Consider the following 26,599-nt stretch of genomic DNA (forward strand, 5'->3'; position numbering starts at 1 on the left):
CCAGTAGCATGCGGCGCCATGAGCACCCCCACTGGGCCCGCTTCCGGCCTGCCTGTACGAATGCCGCGACCTCGCCAGTCCGGACGGCACCGCCGCCCGGAGCCCGTGGTCGCACCCGAGGGCGCTGCCGCGCTCGTTCTCGCCGTTCCCGGTACCCCCTCCTCGGCCACGCGCAGCCTGGCCGAAGAGGTGATCAGCATCGCCCGTTCCGAGCTGCCCGGCCTCAACGCCCGGATCGGCTACCTCGACGGCGACGATGCCGAGTACCCGACCCTTGCCACCGTTCTCGCCCACACCGCCGCGGAGCGCGTCGCGCGCTTCGAGCAGGCCGTCGCCGCCGGGCGTGAGGTCGCCGAGCCCGCGGGTCCGCCCGCCGTCGTGGTCCCGCTGCTCGCGGGTCCCGACAGCGCGCTGATCCGGCGGATACGGCAGTCCGTGATGGACAGCGGTACGCAGGCCGAGCTGACCGATGTGCTCGGCCCGCACCCGCTGCTCGCCGAGGCCCTGCACGTACGGCTGTCGGAGGCCGGTCTCGCGCGCGCCGACCGCGCCAGGCTGTTCACCGTCGCCACCGCCGCCGACGGCATCGTGCTGGCCACCGTGGGCGGCGAGGAGGCCGTGCAGGCCGCCGGGATCACCGGCATGCTGCTGGCCGCCCGGCTCGCCGTGCCGGTGATGGCCGCCGCGCTGGACGTGGAGGGCTCGGTCGCCTCGATCGCGGAGCAGCTCCAGGGCTCCGGCTCCGCGCAGCTGGCGCTGGCGCCGTACCTGGTGGGTCCGGAGGTCGATCCCGGTCTGCTGGACGCCGCCGCGAAGGAGGCGGGCTGCGCGACGGCCGAGCCGCTGGGCGCCTACCCGGCGATCGGCAAGCTCGTGCTGTCCCTGTACGCCACGACGCTGGGCATCACGCCGGCGACGCCGCAGGGCGCGCAGGCTCACTGACCGGACGCCGTCGCCGTCGGGCGGCGGCTCGGGAAGCCGGACAGCGCGGCGGGCCCGGACCGGAGGAAATCTCCGGTCCGGGCCCGCTGTGCTGTCGGGGCGGCTGCGCTGTCCGGGTCGGCCGCTGTCAGACGAGGACGACGCAGGAGGCCGCGGGGACCTCGACGGAGCCCGCGTGCTGCGGGACGCCCGTCCCGGCGTCCACGGCGAACCAGCTGACGTTCCCGGAGCGCTCATTGGCCGCGTACAGCCACTGGCCGCTCGGGTCGAGAGTGAGGTCGCGCGGCCAGCGGCCGCCGCAGCCGACGGTGGCCACCAGGGCCGCCTGCTCGCCGCTCTCGTCGAGGGTGAGCACGGAGATGCTGTCGTGGCCCCGGTTGGCGGTCCACAGGAAGCGTCCGTCGTGCGCGACGACCACCTCGGACGGGTAGGTGCGCGCCGCGTCGTCGGCCGCCTCGCGCTCGGGCAGCACCGGCGTCTCCCCGAGCACGTCGAGGCGGCCCGTCGCCGCGTCCCAGCGGCACACGGTCAGGGTCGGCTCCAGCTCGCCCAGGACGTAGGCGAGGGAGCCCGAGGGGTGGAAGGCCAGATGGCGCGGTCCGGTACCCGGACGCAGGGCCGTCTCGCCGTGCGGTCGCAGGGCGCCGGTGGCGGGGTCCAGGGCACAGACGTGCACGGAGTCGGTGCCGAGGTCCACGCTGACCACCCAGTTCCCGGAGGGGTCGGCGAGCACCTGGTGGGCGTGCGGCGCCTCCTGGCGTCCGGCGTCCGGCCCGCTGCCCTCGTGCCGGAGCACCGATGACGCCGCCCCGAGCGATCCGTCGGCGAGGACCGGGAGTGCGGTGACGCTGCCGGAGCCGTAATTGGCCGTGACCAGGTGGTTCGCGGCGAGCGCGAGGTGGGTGGGCGCTTCGGCGTCGACAGCCCGGACGGGGCCCAGGAGGGCAGGTACGTCGCCGTCGAGGGCGAAGGCGGCGACGACACCCGGGGTGCTCTCGCCGACCGCGTACAGGGCCGTACCGCCCGCCTGGGGGCCGACGGCGAGGAACGAGGGGTCGGGCACGGCGTCCGTGGATCCGAGCACGGTCAGCGCACCGGTGTCCCGGTCCACGGCGGCGGCGGTGATTCCGCGCCCGCCCGCCGAGGTGAACGATCCTATGAATGCCCGCCCGGCGCTGTTGCCGATCATCGCGCTCCCCCTCTTCACCGTCGCCGCGATCCTCACGGCCGACGGTAGCAGGCAGCCCGCCGCGGTCCAGACCAATGCGGGCGGAGGGAATCGGCGGCTGCGGGACCGCGGAGGCGCGGGCCAGGGCTTCGGCAACGGTCACCTTGTGTTCAGGGGCGACGCGGGCAAACACACCGACGTCATCGATGCGGTCCGTGAGCTCCTTGTCGCTCATCCGGGTCAGCTCGGCCCCCGAGACGATGTCTCCCGTGATGCCGAGTTCAGGGGCGATGGCGGCTGCGGTGTCCGTATGCTCCCCGGTGACCGTCTTGACGGTCACACCGGCCGCCTGAGCCAGGCCAACCGCGTCACGGCCCTGGGGACGTGGCGGATCGGCGATCCCTGCGATGGCTGTGAAGGTCAGCCGCGCCACCTCTCTCGGTCAGCACATGGGTGCAGCGGTCCAGAAGGACGTCGACGGCTCCCTTGGCATGGAAGCTGACGCGGTCAGGGCCACCGCCCGAAGGGCGAGGTCGGCGAGCTCTTCGCCCCGTAGGAGGGCCACGAGGGCGTAGGCGGCCACGGCCATGCCGCTGACACGGCCAGGCTCCGGCCCAGGATGTCCATCTGTACCTGGAGCGGGCTGGAGGGTTCCGCGCCGGTGCGCAACGCCTCGGCGATCGCGCCGACCTCGGTACGCATACCGGTGGCCGTGACGATCATCTCGGCGCGACCGCGAGTCAGCGCGGTGTTCATGAAGAGCATGCCGGTGCGCTCGGCAACGGGTACGTGCTCCTCGGCGATGGCCGGGCGCCCGTCGTCCGGAACACGGTCTCCGGCTTCCAGAAGGACGGTGTCGCCGCGGACCAGAAAGCCGGCCGGGACCACCTGGGCCTCGCCGTCGCGGCGCACTCGGTCAGTGGGGACGAGCATCCGGCACAGCGCTTCGAGGCTGCGCTCGGCACGGCGTTCTGCAGGCAACCGATGGTGGCGTTGACGAGCAGGACGACGACGATGACTGCGGCGGCAAGCAGGATGCCGATCTGCCAGCTGCGGAACTGGTCCAGCAGGCGCAGCCCACCGCTGCCGGCGGACCGGTTCGGCCAGTTCGTCGGCTCCCCGGGCGTCGGCCCGCCGTTCGGCGTCCGCGGTGGTCAGGCCACGTTCCGGAACCACTTGCGAGCGAGCCCGCCACGTCGGCGGCGTCGCGTCGATGGGCATCCGGCTGCGGGCCCCCGGTACCGGCAGAGCGCTGCTCTCGGTCGTGTGGTCTGCTGAGGCACGGTCATTCCTGGCCGCGGACCACGGTGACGGGGCAGTGGGCGTGGTGCAGCAGAGCCTGACTGACCGAACCGAGCAGCAGTCCGGTGAAACCACCGTGTCCCCGGGCGCCGACGACGACCAGTTGGGCGTCGCGGCTGGCGTCGAGCAGGGCCGGGCGGATCCGGGCACGCTCCAGCCTCCGCTCCACCCTGACGTGGGGAAAGACCTTCTGCCAGGGCGCGACCGTCTCGTCCAGCAGGCGTTGCTCGGCCTCTCGGAGCCGTTCGATGTCCACCACCATGGCGTTGAGGGGGTCGCCGGGGCCTTCGTAGGCGCGCTCGCTCCAGGTGTTCCAGACGTGCAGGGCCACCAGTGGTGCCCCGCGCAGGGCGGCCTCGGCGAACGCGAACTCCACCGCCGACCCACCGGCATCGGAGCCGTCGACGGCCAGCAGCACCGCTCCGGACGGATCGGTGCGGCCTCGCACCACCATCAGCGGGCAGTGGCCATGTGCGGCCAGATGGACCGCGGTCGAGCCCAGCAGCAATCCCGAGAACCCGTTCAGTCCCCGGCTGCCGACGACGGCCAAGGACGCCGACCGCGATTCGATCTCCATCACCTCCAACGCCTCCCCCGCCACCACCGACCGAGTCACGGCCACGCCCGGTGCCGCCGCGTGGGCCCGTTCCTCGGCATCGGCCAGCATCCCCCGGGCCATCGGCTCCAGACCGTGGTCGGCCGGGCTCCACGGCGGCCCGCCGGCCGGACGGTGGCCGGGCGCGTGGCCGAAAGCGTGCACGATCCGCAGCGGGGCTCCACGCAGGCGCGCCTCACGAGCCGCCACGTCGACCGCCTCAAGACCCGAGGCGGAACCGTCCACCCCCACGATCACCGGATCAGTCATTGCATTCTCCCGTCCTGGACGCCGCCGATGCGCGGCTCATTGACCCCCATCCTCGGCGCGGCCACTCCGTTGCGCCCAGGGACCAACAGGCCGCCTTCAGGACCACTCGGCCCTGCCGAGCGGCCCTGAAGCCGTCGCGACCGAGCAGGGCTGCGCCCCCCGCCGTGCGTACGTACATGCCGCGCGGCGTCATCACCGTCTGTTCGGCAGTCCGCGTCCGCACCTCAGAACGCGTCGGCGGGCCCCGCGCCAAGGCGTGGTCAGTGCCGAGCGCCCGCCGCCCGCACCACGACGACCGGGCAGTGGGCGTGGTGCAGCACGGCCTGGCTGACCGAGCCGAGCAGCAGTCCGGCGAACCCGCCGCGTCCTCGAGCACCGACCACCATCAGCTGTGCGGAGCGGCTCGCGTCGATCAGCGCCTCACGTGTTCGGCCGTGCACCACCCGGCGCTCCACCACCACATCCGGATACCGCGCCCGGTAGCCCGCGAGCGCCTCGGACAGCAGCGTCTCCTCCTCCTCGGCGAGAGCGCCCGGCGGGTTGGCGTACGGAGCGGACGCGTCCTGCGGAGCGGGCAGCGGCGCGTTCCACGTCGTCCAGGCGTGCAGCGCCACCAGGGGGACCTTCCGCCGCTCCGCCGTGGCGAAGGCGAAGTCCACCGCCGGTTCGCCCGCGGCCGAGCCGTCGACGCCCAGCACGACCGGACCGTCCGCGAGGGGCTGCTCGCGAACCACCAGCACCGGACACCGCCCGTGTGCCACCAGGTGCACCGCCGTCGACCCGGCCAACAGCCCCACGAACCCGCCCAGCCCTCGGGACCCCACCACGACCAGCTCGGCCGCACGGGACTCCGCCTCCAGGACGCTCAGGGGTTCACCCGTCACCACGGCGTGGCTGACCTCGACTTCCGGCGATTCCGCCCGCGCACGCCCGACCGCCTCGGCCACCAGCCCCCCGGCCATCTTCCGAAGCCCGTCCTCGGACGGGTCCATCGGCGGCGGCCCCAACGGCGACGCGCCCCCCGGCGAAGGGCGCGGAAGCACATACGTCACCGGCCAGACCAGCGCGTGCACCACCCGCAGCCCCACCCCACGCGCCCGCGCCTCCCGAGCCGCCGCCTCCACTGCGGCGAAACTCGACTCCGACCCGTCCACACCCACAACCACCAGACCACTCACCATGCCTCCTACGTCCGGACCGCCTGACTCTCGTATCCCAGTCCACCCCGCACATGCTCCTCCTGCCATGGGGCATGTGGGCCACTTTCAGGGCCAACCGTCCCGACCCACTCGTCCGACACGACCGCTGCCAGCGCCCCGGTCGGAGCCGGCCCCGCATGGAGGCCCGTCCGGCCCTCCGTGCGGGGCCGGACGGGCCCTGCCGGCCCAAGCGCAACGAGAGGAAGAGTGACCAGTGGGCCTCCGCGGCCGAGGCCGGAGCTTGAGCTGCCGTCCTCGGATGCCGAGTACCCAGGGCAGGGCGGTCGGGATACCGAGCCGCACGACAACGATTTCACGGCGGACGGGATGAGTGCGGGTGGACGTCAACGAAGTGCTACTGCCGGGTGTGGGGCTGCTCTACGAGTTCGTCAATCTGGAGGGTGACAAGGTCGGCGTGGTCGCACGGCGCTCGGGCGACTTCGAACTGGCGGTCTACGGAGAAGGGGACCCGGACCAGGCACGGGCCGTGTTCCGGCTCACCGGCGAGGAGGCCGACGTCCTCGCCGAGATCCTGGGCGCGCCGCGCATCGCCGAGCGGTTCGCGGATCTGACCAGAGAGGTGCCCGGGCTCAGCGCCGGGCAGGTCGAGGTGCTCGCCGGCACCCCGTTCGTCGGCCGCCCGCTGGGAGAATCCAGGGCACGGACACGGACGGGCGCGTCGATCGTGGCGATCGTTCGTGGTGAGGAGGTCATCCCGTCCCCCGGGCCGGAGAAGGTCCTCAGTGCGGGGGACGTACTGGTGGTGATCGGGACCCGTGAGGGGATCGCCGCGGTGGATCAGCTCGTCCGGGGCTGAGCGGATGCACATCTCGGTCGCCTTGCTGCTGGAGCTGGGCATCATCCTCGCCTCCCTGAGTCTGCTCGGCACGCTGGCGCGACGCTTCGCGCTGTCCCCGGTCCCGTTGTATCTCCTGGCAGGCCTGGCGCTGGGCGAGGGAGGAATCGCCCCCGTCCCGGCAGCCGGCTCCTTCGTGGAAACCGGCGCGGGCATCGGCGTCGTCCTGCTGCTGCTGGTGCTCGGTCTCGAGTTCACCGTGCCGGAGTTCACGGTCAGTCTGCGCCGCCACCTCCCCTCGGCATGGGTCGATCTCGTACTGAACGCGACCCCCGGCGCGGTGGCGGGATGGCTGTTCGGGCTGGACGCCGGAGGGATCCTCGCGCTCGCCGGGGTGACCTACATCTCCTCCTCGGGCATTATCGCCCGGCTCCTGGGCGACCTGCGGAGGATGAGCAACCGCGAGACCCCGGCAGTACTGTCCGTGCTGGTGCTGGAGGATTTCGCGATGGCCGCGTACCTTCCGCTGCTCGCCGTCGTGGCCGCCGGAGGCACCTGGCAGCAGGCGTTGCTCGGAGTGCTGCTGGCCCTGGGCGCGGTGGCGGCCGCGCTCACCATGTCCTACTGGTGGGGGCATCACCTGGGGCGACTGCTGTCGCACCCCGACGCGGAGCAACTGCTGCTGCGCGTCCTGGGCGTGACACTGGTCGTCGCGGCCCTCGCGGAGGCCGTCCACGTCTCGGCGGCGGTCGGCGCCTTCCTGGTCGGGCTCTCCCTCACGGGCGAAGCGGCCGACCGGGCACGGAAGGTACTGAGCCCGCTGCGAGACCTGTTCGCCGCCGTGTTCTTTCTCGCCATCGGCCTGTCCATCCCACCGGACTCGCTGCTGCCGGTACTTCCGGTCGCCCTGCTCCTGGCCGTGGTCACCGCCGCGACGAAGGTGGCGTCCGGTTGGTACGCGGCACGCCGCGAAGGAGTGGGACGCCGAGGACGGCTGCGGGCGGGGACCGCGCTCATCGCTCGGGGCGAGTTCTCCATCGTCATCATCGGCCTCATGGGCAACGGCCATGACCGGCTCGGCGCCCTGGTCGCCGCCTATGTCCTCCTGCTCGCCGTGGCCGGCCCCGTCATCACCCGCTTCACCGGACCGCGCCCGTCCGATGCGAAGCGCTCACCGCGACGCGGCACGCCCGTGTCCTGATCCGGCAGACGGCAGACGGCACCGCGATCCCCGCACGGGGGTGGCGTTCAGCCTCGAAGGACCAGCGTACGAGCCTGCGACAGCGCCGGGGGCCTCATGGCCTGGTCGCCCGGCCGAGAGCCCCGGGCCCGCGGTACGGATCCGTCCACCAAGCGGAACTCCGCTGCCCTCCTCCTCATTTGGCACCTTGCCTGCCTCGACCAGGGGGGGGCAGCCTGGGTCAAGAGTCGTCGCAGTAGGCGAAAGCGTTTCCGACCAGCAGCACGCCCCGACCGGACAGCCGCTGGAGGAGGGCCGGCCCGCAGACCGGTTCTGGGTCATCCGGAGCGGCACCATCTCTCTCGACTCGCACCTCCCCGGACGCCGGGCCCCGGCCATCGAGTCGCTGGGTCACGAGGATCTCCTCAGTTGGTCCTGGCGCTACCCGCCCTATCGGTGGCAGCTGGGCGCCAAGACTTTGAGCCCAGCATCGCCCTGCGGATCGGTCGACACGCGCAAGAGCGCTAATGACCCACAGTGGCCTTCGGCCCAGTTCTCGCGCTGCCACCGTACGGAGCGGCCGACGGCCCACGGGCAGCGCCCGCCGTACCAGCCTCCGGGGCGGCCCGATCGGTCACGGCCGGGGGCAAGCGGTGTCTCGGCCGCCGGTCCTGCAGTTCGTAGCGCACCGGCCTCTCTCGGCGGTTCGCTTCCGGTACCCGGCGAAGGCGGCGTAGATCTTGTGCACGTACGCGGCGAACGGCTTCGCTCAAAGCAGTTCCCGCAGTAGGTGGCCGGCTCTGCACCAGGCACGGCGGCGGGACGTCGTCGGAGCCCGGGTGCGGTCCCGAAGACGTCCCACCTGTCCCCTCGTCCACACCGGAGCCCTCGCACTCACTTCACGTCCGGCACGACCACGACAGGGCAGCCGGAGTGGTGCAGGACCGTGTGGGCGACCCGTCCGAGACGGGGCCCCGGGCGGCCGGGACGTCGTCGGCCGATGACGAGGAGGCCAGCGTCTCGCGAGGCGGCCAGGAGGACCCTGTGGGCGGGCCCCTCCACCGTGCGCCGCCGCAGCCGCACCTCCACGGGAGCGTCGGCGAGAGTCTCCTCCAGCTCCTTGGCCGCCCGTTCCTCGTGCAGTCGGTCGGGACCGCCCGTGAGCAGAGGGTGGTCGACCGTCTCGTGCATGGGGCACCGCCACGCCCGTACCGCCTCCAACGGGACACCACGCCGCTTCGCCTCCTCGTAGGCGAAGCGCACGGCCGCTGTCGGCCCGTCGGCCACTCCGACGACGATGTGATCCCGGCCCCCGCCCACAGCGCGGTTGCTGTGGTTGCCACCGATCACGACGACTGGGCAGTCGGCTTGCGCGGCCACCGTCAGGCTGACGGAGCCCAGAAGCAGATCGGCGAGACCACTGCGTCCTCGGCTGCCCACGACCACGGCGGACGCGTCGCGGCCTTCGCGCACGAGGGCGTGCCCAGGCTCCTCCAGCACGTCGGCGGTCGTCACGGGCAGCCCGGCATGATGGCGCAGCGCCCGCAGGGCCGCGGCCGCGAGGATGTCCTCCGCGGCGACACGTCCGGACGAGCTGCCGACCTCCGGCGCGAGAGCGGGCCCCTCGTAGCGCTCCCACAGGGAGGCGTACATGATCCGCAGGGCCACCCGGCGCAGGGCTGCCTCGTCGGCCGCCCAGTCGACGGCCCGCAGGCTGTGCTCGGAGCCGTCGACGCCGACGAGCAGGGGCAGGCTCACCGCTCCCGGCCTCCCGCGCCGAGGTCGAAGACGATGCGGGCCTTGACCTGGCCGTGCAGGACCTCGTCGATCGATTCGTTGACGGCGGTGAGCGGGCGGGTCTCCTGGATGACCTTCGTCCGGCCGGCCACGTGGAGCTGGAAGACCTCCGCGAGGTCCTGGCGGGTGCCGACGATGGAGCCGATCACCGAAGTGCCGTTGAGCACGGTGTCGAAGATGGGCACCTGGATGGTGCCATGCGCGGGCAGGGCCACCATGACGAGCTTCCCACCGCGCCGCAGACCCGAGTTGACGGCCTCGAAAGCGGCCGGGCTGACGGCGAGAGCGAGGGCGGCGTGGGCGCCGCCGTGCCGCTTCAGCTCCGCCCCGACGTCCTGGGTACGGGCGTCGATGAGGATGTCGGCGCCCAGTTCCCGGGCGAGTTCGAGCTTCTCGTCGGTGACGTCGATGGCCGCGACGGTGGCGCCGGCGATCTTCGCGTACTGCACCGCCAGATGGCCGAGACCGCCCACGCCGGAGATGGCGACGAGCTGTGCGGGCCGGACGCCGGCGACCTTCAGGGCCTTGTAGGTGGTGACGCCCGCGCAGGTCAGCGGGGCGGCGTCGACGGCGCTGACGCCCTCGGGCACCAGCTGGGCGAAGTCGGCCCAGGCCAGCATCTTCTCGGCGTATCCGCCGTCGCAGCCGTAACCGGTGTTGACCTGGCTCTCGCACAGCGTCTCCCAGCCCGACAGGCAGTGCTCGCAGCGCCCGCACGCGCTGCCCAGCCACGGCACGGCGACCCGTTGACCGACGGCGAGATGGCTGACCCCCTCGCCGAGCTTCTCCACAAGGCCGACACCTTCGTGACCGGGCACGAACGGCGGGGTGGGCTTGACGGGCCAGTCGCCGTGGGCGGCGTGGATGTCGGTGTGGCACAGCCCGGACGCCTCGACGCGGACACGGACCTGTCCGGGGCCGGGCTCGGGGTCGGGGCGCTCCTCGATGACGAGGGGCTGACCGAATTCCCGTACGACCGCTGCCTTCATGATGTCCTCGTTCTCTTGTGTCCGGACGTGCGTCAGTCGTGCGCGACGACGGCGACGGGCGCGGTGGAGTGGTGGAGCACCGCGTGGGTGACGGCACCGATGTGGGTGCCGAAGGGGTTACGGCGTACACGCCGGCCAACGACGACGAGGGAGGCGTCACGGGAGGCATCGATCAGGAGAGCGGCGGCGCTGCCCGGGCGGGACACCTCGACGACCTCGACGTCCGGGTACTTCTGCCGCCACGGACGCAGGGTCTCGGCGAGTGCGTCGGCTCTCCGTCGGGAGAACTCCTCGTGGTGCTCGAAACCCGGCCCGACGGTGTAGACGGCATAGGGCCACGAGTCCCAGGCCTGGACCGCGTACAAGGCGGCCTCCCGACGCTTCGCCTCCTCGAAGGCGAAGGCGATGACGGCGCCGTCGGGGCTGCCGAGGCCGAGGACGACGGGGCGGAAAGCGGTGGCGGCGGACGGAATGCCGGCAGGGTCCATGACGTGCTCGTCGGCGGCCTGTTCCCCGGCGCGCACCAGGACCACGGGCACCTGGGTCCGGGCGATCACGGCCTGTCCGACGGAGCCCACGAGGAATCCGCCGAGCCCGCTCAGCGCTCGGGACCCGAGGACCAGCAGCTCAGCGTCGCGGGCGGCTTCCGCGAGGGCCTCGGTCGGCGTCCCGGTACGCTGCTCGGTGCTCACCTCGACCCCCGGGTGGCGCAGCCTGAGCCCTTCGGCGGCCTCGCGGGGGACCCGCTCGGTCCAGTGCTGCTGGGTCTCTGCTCCCAGCAGAGGTGCCTGAGCCATCGGCTCCGGCACCGGCATCCACACGTGGATCAGCCGTACCGGCAGGTCACGCAGCTTCGCCTCGCGCGCCGCCCATTCCGCGGCGGCTCCGCTCTCGGCCGATCCGTCGAGCCCTACGGTGATCGTGCGGGTCATGATGGTCTCCTCCGGTGTCGGATGCTCTGGTTCCAGAGTCGCGTTCGGCAGGTTCTCGGGGCAGGGGCCGCTGGTCCCCCGCGGGGGCCGACCGGCCCCATCGGTGCGGGTGCGCGGCGGTCCGAGGGCGCCGGGGGTGCTCAGCCGCAGTCATCCGTTGCCTCGGACGGCCGGAAGCGGACGGCCACAACCGCGCCAGGTCGAGCGGCACCGGACGGGTACCGCTCGGGCCGGGCGCGAGCGAGCGGTCCGGCCGGCGCGGGAGAGAAGGCATCGCACGCGCCTTCGTGCGCACGGTGAGGGGATGTGGGCGACGGCCCTACCCAGGGGGACAGTCGTGAGGCACGACCGCAACGGGGGCTGTGGCGTGGTGCAGAACGGCGTGGGTGACCGGGCCGAGACGTCGCAGGCCCGCCTCGTGGCTGCGCCGCCCGACGACCACGAGGCCGGCACCGACGCTATTGGACAGCAGGACCTCGGAGGCCGAGCCGATCTCGAAGTGCTCGACGACCTCGACCTGCGGATACGTGTCGCGCCACGGCTTGAGGGTCTCGGCCAGGACCTCCCTGTTGATCTGCTCCAGACCGTTCGCCTCGTCGACCAGATACAGCGAACCCGGACTCCAGGCGAGGGACATCGGTACGCTCCAGGCGTGTACGACACACAGGGTCGCTCCGCGTTCGGCCGCGGCTGAGAAGGCGAACTCCAGGACCGCGTCACCGATCTGCCCGGGTTCCACGCCGACCACCACTTCCTGATCCTGCTGGGGCGTGCCGGAATGCGGCTTCCCGACCATGACGACCGGCCCGGCCGCATGGCGCAGCACCTTCATCGAGATGGAACCGATCAGGTAGCCGGCCAGGGTGCCGTAACCGCGCGATCCCAGCACCAGCATGTCGGCGCGTGCGGCTTCGGCCAGGAGGGTGGGCACCGGGTCGTCGACGATCAGCTCGGTCGTGACGTCCAGGGCCGGATGCTCCCTGGCCACGCGGGACCGGGCCTCGTCGAGCATGTTGCGCACCCAGCGCTCCTCGGCCGCCCGGTCTCCGACGTACACCACGTCGGTGGGGCGCCAGACCCAGGCGTGCACCAGTCGCAGGGCCGATCCCCGGCGCTCTGCCTCCTGGGCCGCCCAGTCCGCCGCCGCCGAAGCGTGGTCGGTCCCGTCCAGTCCTACGGTGATGATGCCGGACATGTCGCCTCCTGATGCTGCCGCTGGTAGGGGAAGACCCCAGCGGACGTAATGACGTGATGGTGTGAGCCTCACACGGGGCCCGGCATCCGGTACTGGGGCCGATCGTCCCCGGTGTGGGCCTGAGCGGCCCTGGTTGTGCTGCCCGACGGGGCCTCGAACCGGTCTCGGGCCGGGTGGACGGCGCGACCGCCGGAAGGGCCGATCCGGGGAGCTGATGTGCCATGGAAGCGGAGACAGCCGGCCCCGGCGGTCTCTCTGTCCGCGTCGAGCCGACCGTACGTGTTCACAGGTGGGGGACCACTGCCACTGGGGCCGCGGCGTGGTGCAGCACCGCGTGCGTGACCGGCCCGACGTGCGTGACGAACGGTGCTCGGCGTATACGCCGCCCCACCACCAGCAGTGAGGCTTCCGCGGAGGCGTCCACGAGGTGGTGGGCGGCCCTGCCGACGACAGACTGTTCCGTGACCTCGACCTGCGGGAACGTGCCGCGCCACGGCCGCAGTACGTCCGTGAGCACGCTCGCTTCGCGCAGTCCCCGGGCGACACGATGGCCGGGGTCGGCGGCTGCGGGGTCGTGGTCGAAGACCGCCGGGGCGGTCCAGCCATGGATGACCCGCAGCCCGGCCGCGCGAGCGGTGCCGGCTTCGAAGGCTCAAGAGATCAACTCGTCACACGGCCGGGAGAGGTCGAGGCCGAGCACCACACCGAGGAACTGCCTGCCGGCCGCGCTGCCACCGGCTCTGTCGTCCTCGACCCGTTCGCCGGGCCGCACGACGACAACCGGGCGCTCGGCACGTGCGATGACGCGCGTGGACACCGATCCGGCCAGGAAACCACCGAGGACACCGAGCCCTCGCGATCCCATCACCAGGACCTCCGCCTGCTCCGTCGCGGAGAGCAGCACCTCCGCGGGGCGCCCGATGACCTGCTCGACGCTGACGTCGAGGTCGGGATGCCCCTTCGGGCAGCCCACGCCGCTGCGGCGAGCGACTCGGCCGAGCCGTCCACAGCGGCGATGACGGTACGTCGTGACATGGTTTCCTCCGAATACGGGGTGCGTCTGGTCGAGGAGCGGCGGCAGCGCGAAGGCGAGGGCAGGGCGAAGACCCGGGCGCGGTGCCTGGCGGCGGCGCGCGGGCCGTCGACCGCGAGCTGTCCGATCCCCCAAGGGGCGGCGCGGTGGTGAGTCGGTTACCCCCACAGGGCCGGGGCGATCAGGACGCTCAGCGGTCCCTCGAAGTCCCGTTGTCGGCCGGTGGTCCCGAGCGACGCCATACGCTGCCGACCGCCGACAGCGTCCCGGTGAACCACGCTGTCGTGCCCTGGGACCAGGTCGGTGAAGAGCCAGAAGTCGTGGTCCATGGCCTCCAGGTCGATCACGGCGTCCTGCGGTGTCTGCCGGGCCAGGCTGAACGACTTGTGCCGGATGCTGCGGCGCTCTTCGGCCGGAAGGTGCTGTCGGTGCGGGCGGTGCTCATGACCCGAGCCGTCCCGCCACGTCCGGCCGTCCGGGCCGCCACCGTGCGATCCGCGCGCCCTGTACCGCCGACCCGGTCAGGCTGATGCGCTTGTTCGGTACCACCTCGCACACAGCGATCCACTACGTCCGCACGGCTTACTCCGAGCGCTTCACCATCGACCCCGCCCAGGCATGAAGGGATACTTCCTGCCCTGCTCAGCTGCTGTTCAAGGCAGTGAGTGACGGCGGCCAGTTCAGATTCCCCACGTACGGCCAGTTGAAATGTCACTCTGTGTCGCGTGTCGGGGACTGCGCTTGTGTGGCTGCGTATAGCGAGAATCGGAGGCCGCTCATGTTCCAGCCGACGGCGTGCTCGGTCTTGACCCTCCTGGTTCTTGATGAAGCTCGGCATCCGGGACTGGCCGACCCCCTGCGCACTGGTCAGCACCTCCACGATGCGGCCAGGCGCTCTGACGTGCTGCGGCGCCAGTTTGGCGAAGGCCGTGGACAGCGGCGCGTGGCTGCGGCTGCGGTTCACCGGCATTCTCGGCCCCCGCGTGCCGACGGCCACGCAGCTGTTCTATCCGCCACACTAAACGATCATTATTGACCGACCGCTTTCCACATGTACGGAGGACGCTTTGTCGAGCGATGTGAGCTGGGATTCAGAGGGCAACTGGACAGCGAAGGGGGGCTGGGGGACGGCGGCTTCGGACGGAGGCGGCTTCTCTCTCGACCGCTGGCAGGCTCGGCTGGATGAGCTGCGTGATGCCCACCGCGTGCCGGGCGCGACCCTTGCCGTACTCAAGGACGGCGAAGTTCATGAGCTGGCCAGCGGGGTGCTGCACCGTGGCACCGGCGTGGAGGCGACGACCGACTCGGTGTTCCTGTCCGGGTCGGTCGCCAAGGTCTACACCGCCACGCTGGTGATGCAGCTCGTCGACTCCGGCGACCTGGACCTCGACGCACCCGTCGTGGACATCGTGCCGGAGTTCGCCACCCCGGACGCGGAAGCCACCAAGGCGATCACGGTGCGCCAACTGCTCAGCCATACCGGCGGATTGACCTGCGACTTCACCTTCGACTCCGGGCGGGGCGACGACTGCCTGGCCAAGTATGTCGAGGCTGCCCAGGGCGTCGCGCCGGACTGCCCGCCCGGGACGGCGATCTCCTACAGCAGCCTCGGCTACGTCGTGCTCGGCCGCATCGTGGAGGTGTTGACCGGCCAGACCTGGGACGAGGCCCTGCGGGACCGGCTCCTTGCCCCACTCGACCTCGAACACACCATGACGCTGCCCGAAGAGGCGCTGCGGTTCCGGGTCGCCATGAGCCACCTGGGAGAGCCCGGCACCTACCCTGACCCGGCGCCCGTGTGGGACTTCATGCCGCGCTCGGCGGGACCGTACGGCCGCGTCATCTACTCCGCGGGCGACGCCGTCCGATTCGCCCAGATGCATCTGAACGGCGGCACCGCCCCCGACGGTACCCGCGTGCTGTCGGCCGAGTCCGTCGCGGCGATGCAGACCGCCGAGGTCGACTGCCCGGACAAGTGGACCGTCAGCGCCGACGGATGGGGCCTGGGCTGGACGCTGTACGACTGGGACGGCATATCCGGCTACGGCCACGACGGCTCAGCCGTCGCACAGCACTCCTACCTGCGCGTCGTCCCGCAGGCGGGCGTCGCCATCGCACTACTCACCAACGGCGGCGACGCCCGCGCGCTCTACTCGGACCTGCTGCGGGAACTGTTGGCCGAGCTGGCCAGCGTGCGCATGCCGGACGACTTCGCACCGGCCGCACAGCCCCCCACCGTCGACATGACACCACTGGTCGGCACCTACAAGCGCGAAGGCGTCCTGCTGACCGTCAGTCAGAAGGACGACGGCAGCGCGCACCTGCTGTACGAGTTCGTCGACGGCATGAAGGACATGTCCCCGCCCCTCGACATCGAGCTCGTACCGGTCACCGAGTCGGTCTTCGCCGGCACGGGCGCCGGGCCGTCGTTCAGCGAGGGCTACATGCCGGTGGTCTTCTCCATCCTCACCGACGGCACCAGGTGCGTCTACGTCGGCATGCGCGCCACACCGAAGACCATATGACGCCATAACCGTCCAGGCCCCGCCACCCGCAACGGCCCGCCGAACCTTACCGACCCTGCGGGTCGGTTCCAGGATCCGACGCGGAACCGGCGGGGACATTCGCCACACGGCCGAATGCACTCGGAGCGGTGGCCAGCAGGACTGTTGCGCCTGGCTTCGCCCGCCACCTTGCACTGCCCGAGCAGCAACTCAGTGTGACCATCGGTGGCCAGGTGACTCCCCATCAAGTGGCCGCCAACGGGGAATCCTTCAGAATCTGCGAACCCGCTGGCTTCCACCTTCCTCCGGGCGTAGGCTTCCGCCCCGTCCGGCACCTGCCCTCGGTTCCGTACCTGGACGTCGACTTCTTCGCTGGTCCTGAGACCGCTCATGGCAACTCCTCCTCGGTCTCCCCAGCCTGGCTCCCGCCGTTCCTCCCCGGCAGAACCGACGAGTCCGCGCCGAGATGCCACCCGTACCCGTGGGAGGCCCGTGCGCGAGGACCACCGGACTGCCGGGGAGGGCCCTTCGGCCCACAGCCACCCGCGGAGCTCGGAGGATCGGGAAGGACGATCGGCGCGGTCCGCGCCGCGCCGATCGCCGGCAGGCAGCCCGGATCATGGACGGCTCGTACGGACCGGGCTCGTGAACCACCGGTGCCCCGGGCAGAGATCAGAAGAGGCCGGTCGCGCCGGCCGGAGGGACACCGCCGCAAAGCTCCTGCGAGGTAGGACGATCTCGTGTCGGCGGAAGGTGGGGGCCGGTGTCCGGGAGCACCCGACAGCTCACGAGGGCAGGTTCACTCCGTGGAGGGTGCGCCCGCCGGCCAGTTCCCGGCCGGTGACCAGTTCCGGCTCGATACGGACGAAGACCTCCACGGGCCAGGGCACCCAGGAGCGGGGCCCGGTGCGGACCAGGCGCTCGTGCTCGTCGGGGTCGGTCACCACAGAGGCGAGACCAGTGACGACAACGCTCCAGCCGGAGTGCGCTGCGGTGTCGACCTCGTCGGCCTCGAAAGCGACGACGGCGCCGTCGACGGCGCGGACCAGCTCGGAGGAGGCTGACGTACGCAGCAACACGGCACCGTTGTCTTCGAGAAGATAGTTGACCGGCAGGACGGCCGGCAGGGCGTCGCGCGTGTGGACGATGCGCCCCACCGTCACCTTGGCCAGTCGGCGCAGGCTCTCCCGTCGGTTCAGTTCCCGAAATCCGTCATTGCGGTACATCAGCCGGCCGCCTTTCCGGGCCTGGTCCTGCGCGGATCTCCATCCTTCACGGCAGGGCCGGTCGGCGTCGAGGGCCGACCGTCCTGACACTGCCGGAGAACGCCCTCACGTGCCGTACTCGGGCTGCGTAGACGTGGCGGGCCACCTCGCACCGTCACCCGCGGCCGGTCGTTCGCGGCGCCGCGTGGCACGCTCGTGCCGTTGCCGAACCGGGAATCGTCGTAGGGGTGGGTAGGCCGGAACACGTCGATACCGCCGGAAACACTCCGCAGACCGCGCTCCAGCACCTCGCGGATCACCGATTCGCGGATCACCGATTCGCGGATCTCCGCTTCCGGGTGCAGGAAGACGTGCAGCAGGTCGTGCCGGGCGACGATGCCGGACCGGCGCGGACAGGAGCCCGGTGGCCGTCGTGGCAGCAGGCGTGTCCGCGCGTCAGTCGTGAGCGACGACGGCGACCGGCGCGACGGCATGGTGCATGACCGCGTGGGCAACGGTACCGATGTGCGCGCCGAAAGGGCTGCGGCGCACGCGCCGGCCCACGACGACGAGGGAGGCGTCGCGAGAGGCGTCGATCAGAAGGCCGGCGGGACTGCCGAGCCGGGAGACCTCGGCCACCTCCACGTCCGGATACTTCTCCCGCCACGGCAGAAGCACTTCGGCGAGTGCCATGGCCTGCTCCCGGATGATGTCCTCGCGGAGATCCACTCCGGCGGCCAGGCTGTACGCGTAGGAGGATGGGAGGTTCCAGCCCGTGACGACGGTCAGCGTGGCATCGCGACATCGCGCCTCCTCGAACGCAAAAGTGATCATCGCGTCGTCGGGGCTGTCGGTGTCCAGGCCCAGGACCACAGGCCGCAGACCGGTAGCGGTGGACGGAAGGCCGACGGAGTCCTCGACGTGCTCGTCTGCGGCCCGTTCCCCGGCGCGCACCAGCACCATGGGCACCTCGGCCCGGGCGACCACCGACTGGCCGACCGACCCGACCAGGAAGCCAGTGAGGCCACTCAAGGCGCGAGAACCCAGTACCAGCAGTTCCGCGTCATGCGTGGCGTCGAGCAGAACCTCGGCCGGAACTCCTGTCCGCTGCTCGGTGCTCACCTCCACGCCAGGGTGACGCAGCTTCAGTCCCTGCGCGGCTTCCCGGGGAATCCGCTCGGTCCAGTGCTGATGTGTCTCGGGGCCGAGAGGCTCAGCGTGTCTTGCGGGGTCCGAACGGGGCAGGGGCCGCTGGTTCCGGAAGAGAGCCGACGGTCCCTGTCGACGGGCTGGTGGGGCGGGCCCGTCGGCGGACCCGCCCCACCAGCCGTGTTCAGCGCAACCACCCGTGGTCACGGATGACCGGGAGCCTGGCCCACAGCCGGCCCAGACCGAACACGTCACCGGCCGAGCCAGCGGCCAGAGCGACCAACAGCACCGCGTAGACCAGGTGATAGTCGGCGAACGGATTCGTCGACATACTCGCCGACCCGTCCGACAGGTGCTGTGCGGGCGGCCACTCAGCCACCCACATCAACGCCATCATCAGCGTTCCCGCGAGCGCCGTCAGACGCAGCGCCACCCCCGTCGTCAGAGCCGGCCCGACCCCGAGCAGACCCAGCATGAACAGCCAGTGCGCCCAGGCCGCACCGGCCCATGCGTGGAACGTCGACTCCATCGGGCCGACAGCGACACGCCCGAGGAAGCCCGCGGTGGGCGAAGCACCGTCGATCCAGCCCTTGCCGGAGGCGGTCGCGTAACCGAGGCCGAACGTCTTGTCGAGGAAAGCCCACAGGAAGACGAAACCCATCAGCACACGGGCCGAGGCGAGAACATGAGCCTGCGCGGTACGCGTGTCGGCACCCGCCGACACGTCCGCCTCCGGTCCGGCAGCGGCCTGAGTCCTGCGCAACGACGGCAGATGGAAAGGCGAGCGACGGCGAGTGGGCTGGTGCACGGCCATGACGATGGTCCCTCCAACCCTGTCCGAGTGGTTCCCGACATCGCTCACTCTTCCGGCCCGCGCCACCGCGCACCCGACGCCAAAGGTCCGCAGTGCAGGGCTGAACGGCCCCTAAACGAAGGGGCGTTCGGGGCAGTCGAGCGAACAGGCCGGACCGACCGGCGCCGGTGCCACAGAGGAAGGGGGGAGCCGCAACGGGACGGACGCCGACCGGGCCGCCGAGAAAAGGGGCCGAGGGGCCGCTCAGCAGCTGAGCCGCGCTTTACGAGGCGGGACGGGCACCCTCCGCAGTGCCCGAGGACTGCCCCAGGGGAGCGTGCCACACGAGCCGCGCCCCCTTTCCTTCCGGGCTCCGCAGCTCCATGTCGCCGCCGAGCGTCCGCGCGCGTTCCGCCATGTTGGCCAAGCCGCTGCGGCGGCCTCCGGCCGGGATGCCGACGCCGTTGTCCGTGACCGTCAGGCGGACCTGCTTGCCGTCGGTGTCCAGCACCACGTCGGCGCGGTCGGCGCGGGCATGCCGGGCGATGTTGGTCAGGGACTCGGTGAGGACGGCCATGACATGGTCGGCGGTCCTACCGGGCACGTGCGTGTCGAGCAGGCCCTCCATACGGACACTGGGGGCGAAGCCCAGAAGAGGAGCAGCCTCACCGATCGCGCGCACCGCGCGGGAGCGCAGGCCGGGCGCCGTGTCGTCGTCGCGGGAGCGCAGGCCGAAGATCGTCGACCTGATGATCTTGATGGTTTCGTCGAGGTCGTCCACCGCCCGCAGGATGCGCTCGGAAGCCACATCGTCCTGGACCCGCCGCCCAGCGCTCTGCAGCGTCATTCCGGTGGCGAAGAGCCGCTGGATGGCCAGGTCGTGCAGGTCGCGTGCGATCCGGTCGCGGTCCTCCAGCAGCGTGATCTGCTCGGCGTCCTGGCGGCGTTCCGCCAGCTCCATCGCGACGGCGGCCTGCGCGGCGAAGACCTGGAGAGACTCGGTCTCCCTGCCGGTGAACTCCCGGCCGCCCGACTGGCGGACCAGCAGGACCACCCCCTGGGCCTCGTCGCGCGAGCCGATCGGCACGGCGACGGCCGGTCCCAGCCCGCCGGAGCGCGGCGGGCCGACCGAGAGCGGGGAGTCACGTGAAACGTCCGCGGTGCTGACAGGAGCCCGGTGAACGAACGCCTGCCCGACGAGAGTGCCTTCCACCGGCAGGACGACCCCCCGCCATACGTCGGCCTCCTGGCCTATCGCGAGTTCCACGGCGAGTGTGTCCGTCCCGCTCACCGGCAAGGCCACCACGCTCAGGGCCGAAGCGGTGATCTCCCTGGCCCGCTCCGCGATCAGCGGCAGCACCCCGCCCTGGTCGGCACCGGACATCAACGTGTGGGTGATCTCCGCGTTCGCCTGCAGCCAGCGCTCACGTAGCCGGGACTCCTCGTAGAGGCGGGCGTTGTCGATCGCCACGCCGGCCGCCACGGCCAGCGTGGCGAGCACCGACTCGTCGTCCTCGTCGAACTGTTGCCCGCCGCGCTTCTCCGTCAGGTACAAGTTACCGAAGACCTGATCGCGCACCCGGATGGGGACGCCGAGGAAGGTGTTCATCGGCGGGTGGTGGGCCGGGAAGCCGTAGGAGGCCGAGTGCTCGGAGAGCTTGGGCAGTCGCAGCGGCTCCGGGTGGCGGATCAGTTCGCCCAGGATGCCGTGGCCTTCCGGGTAGGGTCCGATCCTCGCGATCTGTTCCTCGTCCACACCCACCGTGTGAAAAGCCGACAGCCGTTTGCCGTCCGGGCCGATCACCCCGAGCGCGGCGTACTCGGCATCGACCAGTGCCGCCGCGGCCTCCACGATACTGCGCAGCGCCTGCTCCAGGTCCAGCTCACGGCCGACCGACAGCACGGCCTCCAGCAGGCTGTGCACCCGGTCCCGGGTCCCGCGCGCCGCGTCCAGCCGGGCCTGCAGCTCCTCCAGCAACTCGTCCAGTCGCAGTTGCGGCAGCCGTACCCGTGCCTCACGGGCTCCCTCGGCGTTCTCCACCCGCTACTCCTCCAACGCCACGCCGCCTGGCAACCGTCCCGTGCACCACCACAGTAACGGCTCGAACAGGAGCAGGACGAGGTACCGTCCCAGCCGTGCGGGCCCGCCCGCCGGGCCTTCGCCTTCAGCGCCCGTCGGGTCGCATACGGTCGCGGGCCTGCGTGGCGATGACCGCGGCCTGGATGCGGCGCTCCACGCCGAGCTTGGCGAGCAGGCGGGAGATGTGGTTCTTCACCGTCTTCTCCGCGAGGTACAGCCGCTGCCCGATCTGCCGGTTGGTCAGCCCTTCACCGATCAGGTCGAGGATCTCGCGCTCGCGGACGGTCAGGCCCGGCAGCATCTCCGGCTCCTCGGCCGGCTGTCCGCCCCGCAGCCGTGCCATGAGCTTGGTCGTGGCGCTCGCGTCCAGCAGTGACTGGCCACGGGCCACCGTCCGCACGGCCGTGACCAGGTCCGATCCCTGGATCTGCTTCAGGACGTAGCCGGCGGCCCCCGCCATGATCGAGTCCAGCAGTGCTTCCTCGTCGTCGAAGGAGGTCAGCATCAGACAGGCCAGGTCCGGCATCGTCGAGCGCAGTTCACGGCAGACGGTCACCCCGTCGCCGTCGGGCAGACGCACGTCGAGGACGGCCACGTCGGGCCGCAGGGCGGGGACCCGCACCAATGCCTGCTCCGCCGTCGCCGCTTCTCCGATGACCGCGATGTCCGGTTCATCCTCCAGCAGGTCGTGCACCCCTCGCCGTACCACCTCGTGGTCGTCCAGGAGGAACACCCTGATCGGGCTGCCCGTGCTGCCGTCCTGCTCGCTGTGCGCCATCGACCGCTCCTCGTGTGCCTCGTCCGGTGCTGGCATCCTCATCTTCTCGGACGGCCCAGGACCAGGGCCGGTCGGCCCCACTTTCGCCCGCGTCAATGGGCCGCGAGCCCATGTTCGCGGAGCTGACCCCGTACCCGGTCCACCAGCGCCGGGTCGCGAATCGGCGTGTCACGCAGAGGAAGGGGGACGCCCAGTGCGTCGTACTTGGCGGCGCCGAGCTTGTGGAACGGCAGCACGTCGACCCGCTCCACACAGCCCGGGCCGGAGAGGAGCGCGGCAAGTCCGTCGACGGCGGACTCGTCGTCGGTCCAGTAGCCGAGGTAGAGCCACTGCACGGCCTCGTGCGCGGTAGCCGCAGGACGGCTGACGTCACAGCCGTACGTCGTCGCCATCGCCGTCAGCTCGCCCAGCGCCCGGACCTGTTCGGCCAGTTCCTCCAGGTCGCGGATGACATCCGCGGTGGACGACCTGCCGTCGAGGCCGGCGCGTTCGGCGTGCTTGGCCTCGATGAGCCGGACTGCCCCGAGTGCGAGCCCCGCAGCTGCCCGCGCGGGGCGTCGTACTCCTGGTACACCTACTCGCCCAGCAGGGTCCGCTGCCCGTACGTGCGCGGCGCGCTGCTGACACTGTGGCGTGAGGCCCGCAAGCGCCTCGGTGACCCGGTGGCGGCCTGGGCCGAGATCACCGGCGACCCGGCCAAGGCCCGTGCGTACAAGCGGGCCCGTGGCAGGGGCGGCCTGGTGCGCGCCGGCTGGAAGGAGGTCAGCTAGTGCTGTGACCGCGTAGGTTCGCCGGGTTGGTGGTCGCGACGGTTGGATGTGCGGTGACGTCCATTCGACCGCTGGAGGCACGGTGGCTGAGCCTGTCCGTGTACGCAGACTGACCGACCGGGAGGGGCAGAAGCTGCAGCAGATCGTGCGCCGGGGCAGCACGAGTTCGGTGCGCTACCGGCGCGCGATGATGCTGCTCGCCTCGGCGGGCGGGAACCGGGTGCCGGTGATCGCCCAACTGGTCCAGGCCGACGAGGACACCGTGCGCGATGTGATCCACCGCTTCAACGAGATCGGCCTGGCCTGCCTGGACCCTCAGTGGGCGGGAGGCCGTCCCCGCCTGCTCACCCTTGACGACGAGGACTTCGTCATCCGGACGGCCACCACTCGCCCCACCAAGCTCGGCCAGCCCTTCACTCGCTGGTCGATCCGCAAACTCGCCGCCTACCTGCGGAAAGTGCACGGCCGTGTCATCCGCATCGGCCGTGAAGCCTTACGGTGCCTCCTCCAGCGCCGCGGCATCACCTTCCAGCGCACCAAGACCTGGAAGGAGTCGCCCGACCCTGATCGCGACGCCAAGCTCGACCGGATCGAGGAGGTGCTGGGGCGCTTCCCGGACCGGGTGTTCGCCTTCGACGAGTTCGGTCCCTTGGGGATCCGGCCCACCGCGGGCTCTTGCTGGGCGGAGCAGGACAAGCCGAACCGGCTGCCGGCGACCTACCGCCGCACCCACGGGGTCACCTACTTCCACGGCTGCTACTCCGTGGGCGACGACCGTCTGTGGGGCGTCAACCGCCGCCGCAAGGGCACCGCCAACACCCTGGCCGGACTCAAGTCGATCCGCGCCGCCCGACCCGACGGCGCCCCGATCTACATCATCCTGGACAATCTCTCCGCCCACACCGGTGCGGACATCCGCCGCTGGGCGAAGAAGAACAAGGTCGAGCTGTGCTTCACGCCGACCTACGCCTCCTGGGCCAACCCGATCGAGGCCCACTTCGGCCCGCTGCGGCAGTTCACCCTGGCCAACTCCCACCACCGCAGCCACCCCGCACAAACCCAGGCACTGCACCGCTACCTGCGCTGGCGCAACGCCAACGCCCGCCACCCCGACGTACTCGCCGCCCAACGCAAGGAACGCGCCCGCATCCGCAGCGAGAAAGGCATCCGCTGGGGCGGACGCCCCCACGCAGCCGCAGCTTGACCAACCCGGCGAACCCGTACGGACACGGCACTGGCCCTCCGTGAGCTACGGCCGGCGGCCCGCTGTCTGAAGGAATCCGGTCACTGCATCCACGTAGTCCTTTGGGTGGGTCACGTGAGGGATGTGCCCGGCCCCTTCGAAGGTGTGCACCTGCGCCTGCGGCAAGGCTTCGGCGATTCGGGTGGTGATCGTGGCGAACCACGGCGGGCCCGCGGTGCCCCTGGTCACCAGCGCGGGCTCGGTGAACTGCGACAGGGCCGTGAGGTCCAGCATCGCCCAGCCAGGATCCTTCTGTTCGTCGAGGAAGGTGGGCGCATTATGCAGAAACGTCTCACGCATCTGTTCCGGAAGCTGCTCCCAGGCGCCGGGTCCGAGGGCGACCTCTTCAACGAACAGGCGGGCACCGGCCTGCGTCTCACCCGCACGCAGGTGGGCGAGGACAGAACCGATCTTCTGGTCGGTGGCGTCCATGAGTGGCTGGAGTTCGGGCTCTCCGGTGACAACGCCCGCCAGCGGCGGCTCGTGGGCGATTAGGCCCCGGAAGAGTTCAGGGCGTCGGGTGGCCAGCCCAAGAACGATCGACGCACCGAAGGAGTTTCCCGCGACATACGCCGGCGCGAATCCCAGCTCGTCCATCAGCGCGCCCAGGTCGTCCTCGTCCTCTGTGCGAGAGCCTTGCCTCGGCGGGCGCTCGCTCTGGCTGTGGCCGCGCCGGTCGTAGACGAGCACCTGGTACCGCTGGACCAGGTCAGGCAGGACCGGTTCCCAGTTGTGGTGATCACCCCACGAGCCGTGTACCAGCACCAGCGGATCGCCGGCGCCCACCGTCTCGTAGAAGAGGCCGACGCCGTTCACGCGAACACCTGCCATACCAGTCCTCCGTTACTTGACCGCACCACCGCGTGCCGGGGCCGCTCTTGCATTTAGCCAGCCCATGACCTGGTGGGCATCCCGGCCACGGAGGGGACGGGACCGGACGGCGTAAAGACACGGCGCTCGCCCAAGCAACCCACCCAACCCGGTGAACCTATGCGGTCACAGCACTAGCTGACCGCCGCCGCCCAGGTGCACACCGTCAAGGAGTACGGCCCCGACCGCGTCGCCGGGAACTCGCCGATCCCGGCGATGTCGATGGCGTCGTTCGCGGCCGGGGCGCGGTTCCACTCACCGCGCCGCGGTCTGGGTCGTGAGCATCGCCCTGTTCTGGTATCTGACCCTGCACTGCCTGGAGTGGGGCATCGTCCGCGTGCCCCATGATGTGTCGGCGGTCGTGCGGGACACGCAGTGGATGCTCCTCGGCGCCTGGTACGCAGCCATCGCGCTGCTGGTCCTCACGCGCTTCTGGCCTTACTGGGGCGGCCTGTTGTGACCGGCCACGCAGCCAGGACCGTGCCATCCGGAGCTCTGCTTGAACCAGGACCCCGCATCGCCCGCAGCCGGTGTGTTCTGCCGGGGGCGTGGACGTCGCGCGTCGGCAGCAGCCGCTGTTCCGATTCCCCAGGGTCACGGGATCTGGTGAGGTGGACACTGGAGTGGGCCCGCAGGATGCGGAGCGACCATCGCGGTGATGTGCTGTGTCCACCGATCCGCTCACTGGGTACCTGGTGAGCGGAGACCGCACTTCGGTCTATGTGAGGAAGAGCCGTGGCATTGCGACATGTCGATGAGGAGACGGTGGTCACCTTGGTGACCGGGGCCACGGCGGCACCCTCCATGCACAACGCGCAGCCGTGGCGCTTCCGCTTCCTGACCGGCGAAAGTCTTCTGCTGCTGTACGCCGATGACGAGCGGGCCATGCCGCGCTCCGATCCCGGTAACCGGGCGCTGCACATCGGCTGTGGGGCGGCGCTGTTCAATCTGCGTGTCGCCGCCGCGCACGCGGGCCTCGCCCCGGACGTCCGGCTGCTGCCCGATCCGCAGGACCCGCTGCTGCTCGCCGCCGTCCATCTGGCCGAGGAGGCCGGGCGCGAGCGAGACTGCTCCCTGGCGCGGCTGCACGCGGGGATCCGGCAGAGGCACACCAGCCGCCACCCCTTCGCGGAGGAGGACATTCCCGAAGATGTACGGACCATGCTGCAGGACGCCGCCGCGCGCGAGTCCGCCGCTCTGCACTTCCCCGGCCCCTGGCATGCCGAGACGGTGCTCGACCTGGTTCGCGACGCGGAGAGCCGGGACGCCATGGACCCCGGCGCCCGCGAGGACCTCGTCCGCTGGACCCGGCTCGGACCGGAAGCGGACACGGCCGTCGACGGCGTCCCCGAGTACGCCTTCGGGCCACGCAAACGGGACGGCAGAGCCCCCGTACGGGACTTCGCCGGACGTCGGCCGGTGGCCGACCGTGGCAGCACCACCTTCGAGTTCACCCCGCACCTGGCCTTGCTGAGCACCTCCGGTGACGGCCCTGAGGACTGGCTGCACGCAGGGCAGGCACTGGAACGGGTGCTGCTGGAGGCCACCCTGGCCGAGCTGGTGACCTCTCTGACCTCCCACGCGCTGGAGACCGCAGAGCTGCGGCTGCTGGTCCGCGACCCGGGGTCGGGCGTGGGGCAGGTGCAGATGGTGCTGCGTATCGGCTACGGCCCGAGAGGCCCGGCCACTCCCCGCCGCCCGGTGAAGGACGTTCTGCGCATCATGTGACCGGGCCCCGCTGACGTGTGAAGTCTCCCACGCATCAGGCGCCGGCGGCCGCCATGGCAAACCGGGCGCGCACGCACGGCC

Annotated in this window: 25 protein-coding genes and 2 pseudogenes; 8 read left to right on the top strand and 19 right to left on the bottom strand. The window is 71.3% G+C overall.

All coding sequences use genetic code 11. The annotated features are described in order from the left end of the window. The first annotated feature begins 18 nt into the window (after window positions 1–18). On the top strand, window positions 19–942 hold the full coding sequence (locus ACGF2Y_RS28220; protein ID WP_392953020.1) for a sirohydrochlorin chelatase: 924 nt from the start codon (window positions 19–21) through the stop codon (window positions 940–942). A gap of 127 nt (window positions 943–1,069) precedes the next feature. Here the strand turns inward: ACGF2Y_RS28220 and ACGF2Y_RS28225 are convergent, their stop codons facing one another. The 4 genes from ACGF2Y_RS28225 to ACGF2Y_RS28240 form a co-directional block, all read right to left on the bottom strand. Continuing rightward, complete coding sequence (locus tag ACGF2Y_RS28225) at window positions 1,070–2,131, bottom strand: lactonase family protein (RefSeq protein ID WP_392953022.1); 1,062 nt, start codon at window positions 2,129–2,131, stop codon at window positions 1,070–1,072. Between the two features lie 486 nt (window positions 2,132–2,617). Then, complete coding sequence (locus ACGF2Y_RS28230; RefSeq protein WP_392953025.1) at window positions 2,618–3,091, bottom strand: hypothetical protein; 474 nt, start codon at window positions 3,089–3,091, stop codon at window positions 2,618–2,620. Between the two features lie 304 nt (window positions 3,092–3,395). Next, the gene (locus ACGF2Y_RS28235; RefSeq protein WP_392953028.1) at window positions 3,396–4,277 is read right to left on the bottom strand and encodes a universal stress protein; all 882 of its coding nucleotides are present in this window, start codon (window positions 4,275–4,277) and stop codon (window positions 3,396–3,398) included. 260 nt (window positions 4,278–4,537) lie between these two features. Next, complete coding sequence (locus tag ACGF2Y_RS28240) at window positions 4,538–5,455, bottom strand: universal stress protein (RefSeq protein ID WP_392953195.1); 918 nt, start codon at window positions 5,453–5,455, stop codon at window positions 4,538–4,540. A 358-nt stretch (window positions 5,456–5,813) separates the two neighbouring features. Between ACGF2Y_RS28240 and ACGF2Y_RS28245 the strand changes: the two genes are divergently transcribed. After that, the gene (locus ACGF2Y_RS28245; protein WP_392953031.1) at window positions 5,814–6,293 is read left to right on the top strand and encodes a cation:proton antiporter regulatory subunit; all 480 of its coding nucleotides are present in this window, start codon (window positions 5,814–5,816) and stop codon (window positions 6,291–6,293) included. Window positions 6,294–6,297: 4 nt separating this feature from the next. Beyond that, window positions 6,298–7,473 carry a cation:proton antiporter gene (locus ACGF2Y_RS28250; protein ID WP_392953034.1) on the top strand — a complete coding sequence of 392 codons (1,176 nt, stop codon included), beginning with the start codon at window positions 6,298–6,300 and terminating at the stop codon, window positions 7,471–7,473. Between the two features lie 873 nt (window positions 7,474–8,346). On the opposite strand, the gene ACGF2Y_RS28255 is transcribed toward ACGF2Y_RS28250, so the two are convergent. From ACGF2Y_RS28255 to ACGF2Y_RS28285, 7 genes and pseudogenes are all read right to left on the bottom strand, one after another. Next, the gene (locus ACGF2Y_RS28255) at window positions 8,347–9,210 is read right to left on the bottom strand and encodes a universal stress protein (RefSeq protein ID WP_392953036.1); all 864 of its coding nucleotides are present in this window, start codon (window positions 9,208–9,210) and stop codon (window positions 8,347–8,349) included. Beyond that, window positions 9,207–10,238 carry a zinc-dependent alcohol dehydrogenase gene (locus tag ACGF2Y_RS28260; protein ID WP_392953039.1) on the bottom strand — a complete coding sequence of 344 codons (1,032 nt, stop codon included), beginning with the start codon at window positions 10,236–10,238 and terminating at the stop codon, window positions 9,207–9,209. The genes ACGF2Y_RS28255 and ACGF2Y_RS28260 overlap by 4 nt, the downstream gene beginning before the upstream one ends. Before the next feature lie 32 nt (window positions 10,239–10,270). Further along, the gene (locus ACGF2Y_RS28265; RefSeq protein ID WP_392953042.1) at window positions 10,271–11,170 is read right to left on the bottom strand and encodes a universal stress protein; all 900 of its coding nucleotides are present in this window, start codon (window positions 11,168–11,170) and stop codon (window positions 10,271–10,273) included. 319 nt (window positions 11,171–11,489) lie between these two features. Beyond that, window positions 11,490–12,365, bottom strand: a complete 876-nt coding sequence (locus ACGF2Y_RS28270) for a universal stress protein (RefSeq protein ID WP_392953045.1) — start codon at window positions 12,363–12,365, stop codon at window positions 11,490–11,492. A gap of 283 nt (window positions 12,366–12,648) precedes the next feature. Continuing rightward, the gene (locus ACGF2Y_RS28275; RefSeq protein WP_392953198.1) at window positions 12,649–12,984 is read right to left on the bottom strand and encodes a universal stress protein; all 336 of its coding nucleotides are present in this window, start codon (window positions 12,982–12,984) and stop codon (window positions 12,649–12,651) included. Between the two features lie 33 nt (window positions 12,985–13,017). Next, the gene (locus ACGF2Y_RS28280; protein WP_392953047.1) at window positions 13,018–13,566 is read right to left on the bottom strand and encodes a universal stress protein; all 549 of its coding nucleotides are present in this window, start codon (window positions 13,564–13,566) and stop codon (window positions 13,018–13,020) included. Then, window positions 13,557–13,796, bottom strand: a pseudogene (locus ACGF2Y_RS28285) (sigma 54 modulation/S30EA ribosomal C-terminal domain-containing protein); the annotation flags it as partial. The pseudogene ACGF2Y_RS28285 and the gene ACGF2Y_RS28280, both read right to left, overlap by 10 nt. A gap of 681 nt (window positions 13,797–14,477) precedes the next feature. Here ACGF2Y_RS28285 and ACGF2Y_RS28290 point away from each other — a divergent pair. Further along, window positions 14,478–15,923, top strand: a complete 1,446-nt coding sequence (locus ACGF2Y_RS28290; RefSeq protein ID WP_392953048.1) for a serine hydrolase domain-containing protein — start codon at window positions 14,478–14,480, stop codon at window positions 15,921–15,923. Between the two features lie 764 nt (window positions 15,924–16,687). Here the strand turns inward: ACGF2Y_RS28290 and ACGF2Y_RS28295 are convergent. The 7 genes from ACGF2Y_RS28295 to ACGF2Y_RS28325 all read right to left on the bottom strand — a co-directional run bounded on the left by ACGF2Y_RS28295 (window position 16,688) and on the right by ACGF2Y_RS28325 (window position 22,416). Beyond that, window positions 16,688–17,128: a pyridoxamine 5'-phosphate oxidase family protein gene (locus tag ACGF2Y_RS28295; protein WP_392953051.1), complete on the bottom strand. Its 441-nt coding sequence runs from the start codon at window positions 17,126–17,128 to the stop codon at window positions 16,688–16,690. Next, window positions 17,128–17,601: a hypothetical protein gene (locus ACGF2Y_RS28300; RefSeq protein ID WP_392953207.1), complete on the bottom strand. Its 474-nt coding sequence runs from the start codon at window positions 17,599–17,601 to the stop codon at window positions 17,128–17,130. The genes ACGF2Y_RS28295 and ACGF2Y_RS28300 overlap by 1 nt, the downstream gene beginning before the upstream one ends. Next, window positions 17,564–18,352 carry a universal stress protein gene (locus ACGF2Y_RS28305; protein WP_392953200.1) on the bottom strand — a complete coding sequence of 263 codons (789 nt, stop codon included), beginning with the start codon at window positions 18,350–18,352 and terminating at the stop codon, window positions 17,564–17,566. Before ACGF2Y_RS28305 ends, ACGF2Y_RS28300 begins: the two co-directional genes overlap by 38 nt. 88 nt (window positions 18,353–18,440) lie before the next feature. After that, the gene (locus tag ACGF2Y_RS28310; RefSeq protein WP_392953053.1) at window positions 18,441–19,070 is read right to left on the bottom strand and encodes a hypothetical protein; all 630 of its coding nucleotides are present in this window, start codon (window positions 19,068–19,070) and stop codon (window positions 18,441–18,443) included. A 262-nt stretch (window positions 19,071–19,332) separates the two neighbouring features. Next, the gene (locus tag ACGF2Y_RS28315; RefSeq protein ID WP_392953056.1) at window positions 19,333–21,090 is read right to left on the bottom strand and encodes a GAF domain-containing protein; all 1,758 of its coding nucleotides are present in this window, start codon (window positions 21,088–21,090) and stop codon (window positions 19,333–19,335) included. 124 nt (window positions 21,091–21,214) lie between these two features. Beyond that, window positions 21,215–21,907, bottom strand: coding sequence for a response regulator (locus tag ACGF2Y_RS28320; protein ID WP_392953202.1), 693 nt, complete (start codon window positions 21,905–21,907; stop codon window positions 21,215–21,217). Between the two features lie 92 nt (window positions 21,908–21,999). Continuing rightward, a complete protein-coding gene (locus ACGF2Y_RS28325) occupies window positions 22,000–22,416 on the bottom strand; it encodes a pyruvate formate lyase family protein (protein WP_392953205.1) in 417 nt (138 codons plus the stop codon). Between the two features lie 6 nt (window positions 22,417–22,422). On the opposite strand from ACGF2Y_RS28325, the pseudogene ACGF2Y_RS28330 reads away from it, so the two are divergent. Together ACGF2Y_RS28330 and ACGF2Y_RS28335 are read left to right on the top strand one after the other, a co-directional pair. Continuing rightward, window positions 22,423–22,674: pseudogene (locus ACGF2Y_RS28330) on the top strand (hypothetical protein); the annotation flags it as partial. An 85-nt stretch (window positions 22,675–22,759) separates the two neighbouring features. After that, entirely contained in the window at window positions 22,760–23,881 is a 1,122-nt protein-coding gene (locus ACGF2Y_RS28335) for an IS630 family transposase (RefSeq protein WP_392953059.1), read from the top strand. 45 nt (window positions 23,882–23,926) lie between these two features. On the opposite strand, the gene ACGF2Y_RS28340 is transcribed toward ACGF2Y_RS28335, so the two are convergent. Beyond that, entirely contained in the window at window positions 23,927–24,736 is an 810-nt protein-coding gene (locus ACGF2Y_RS28340; protein ID WP_392953062.1) for an alpha/beta fold hydrolase, read from the bottom strand. Window positions 24,737–25,067: 331 nt separating this feature from the next. Here ACGF2Y_RS28340 and ACGF2Y_RS28345 point away from each other — a divergent pair, with 331 nt between their 5' ends. Both ACGF2Y_RS28345 and ACGF2Y_RS28350 read left to right on the top strand, forming a co-directional pair. Next, window positions 25,068–25,250 (top strand): hypothetical protein, encoded by a 183-nt coding sequence (locus tag ACGF2Y_RS28345; RefSeq protein ID WP_392953064.1) that lies wholly within the window; start codon window positions 25,068–25,070, stop codon window positions 25,248–25,250. Between the two features lie 275 nt (window positions 25,251–25,525). Continuing rightward, window positions 25,526–26,518 (top strand): Acg family FMN-binding oxidoreductase, encoded by a 993-nt coding sequence (locus tag ACGF2Y_RS28350; protein WP_392953066.1) that lies wholly within the window; start codon window positions 25,526–25,528, stop codon window positions 26,516–26,518. Window positions 26,519–26,599: the final 81 nt, after the last annotated feature.

The sequence above is a fragment of the Streptomyces sp. NPDC048142 genome, from assembly GCF_043202835.1.
Classification (GTDB): Bacteria; Actinomycetota; Actinomycetes; order Streptomycetales; family Streptomycetaceae; genus Streptomyces.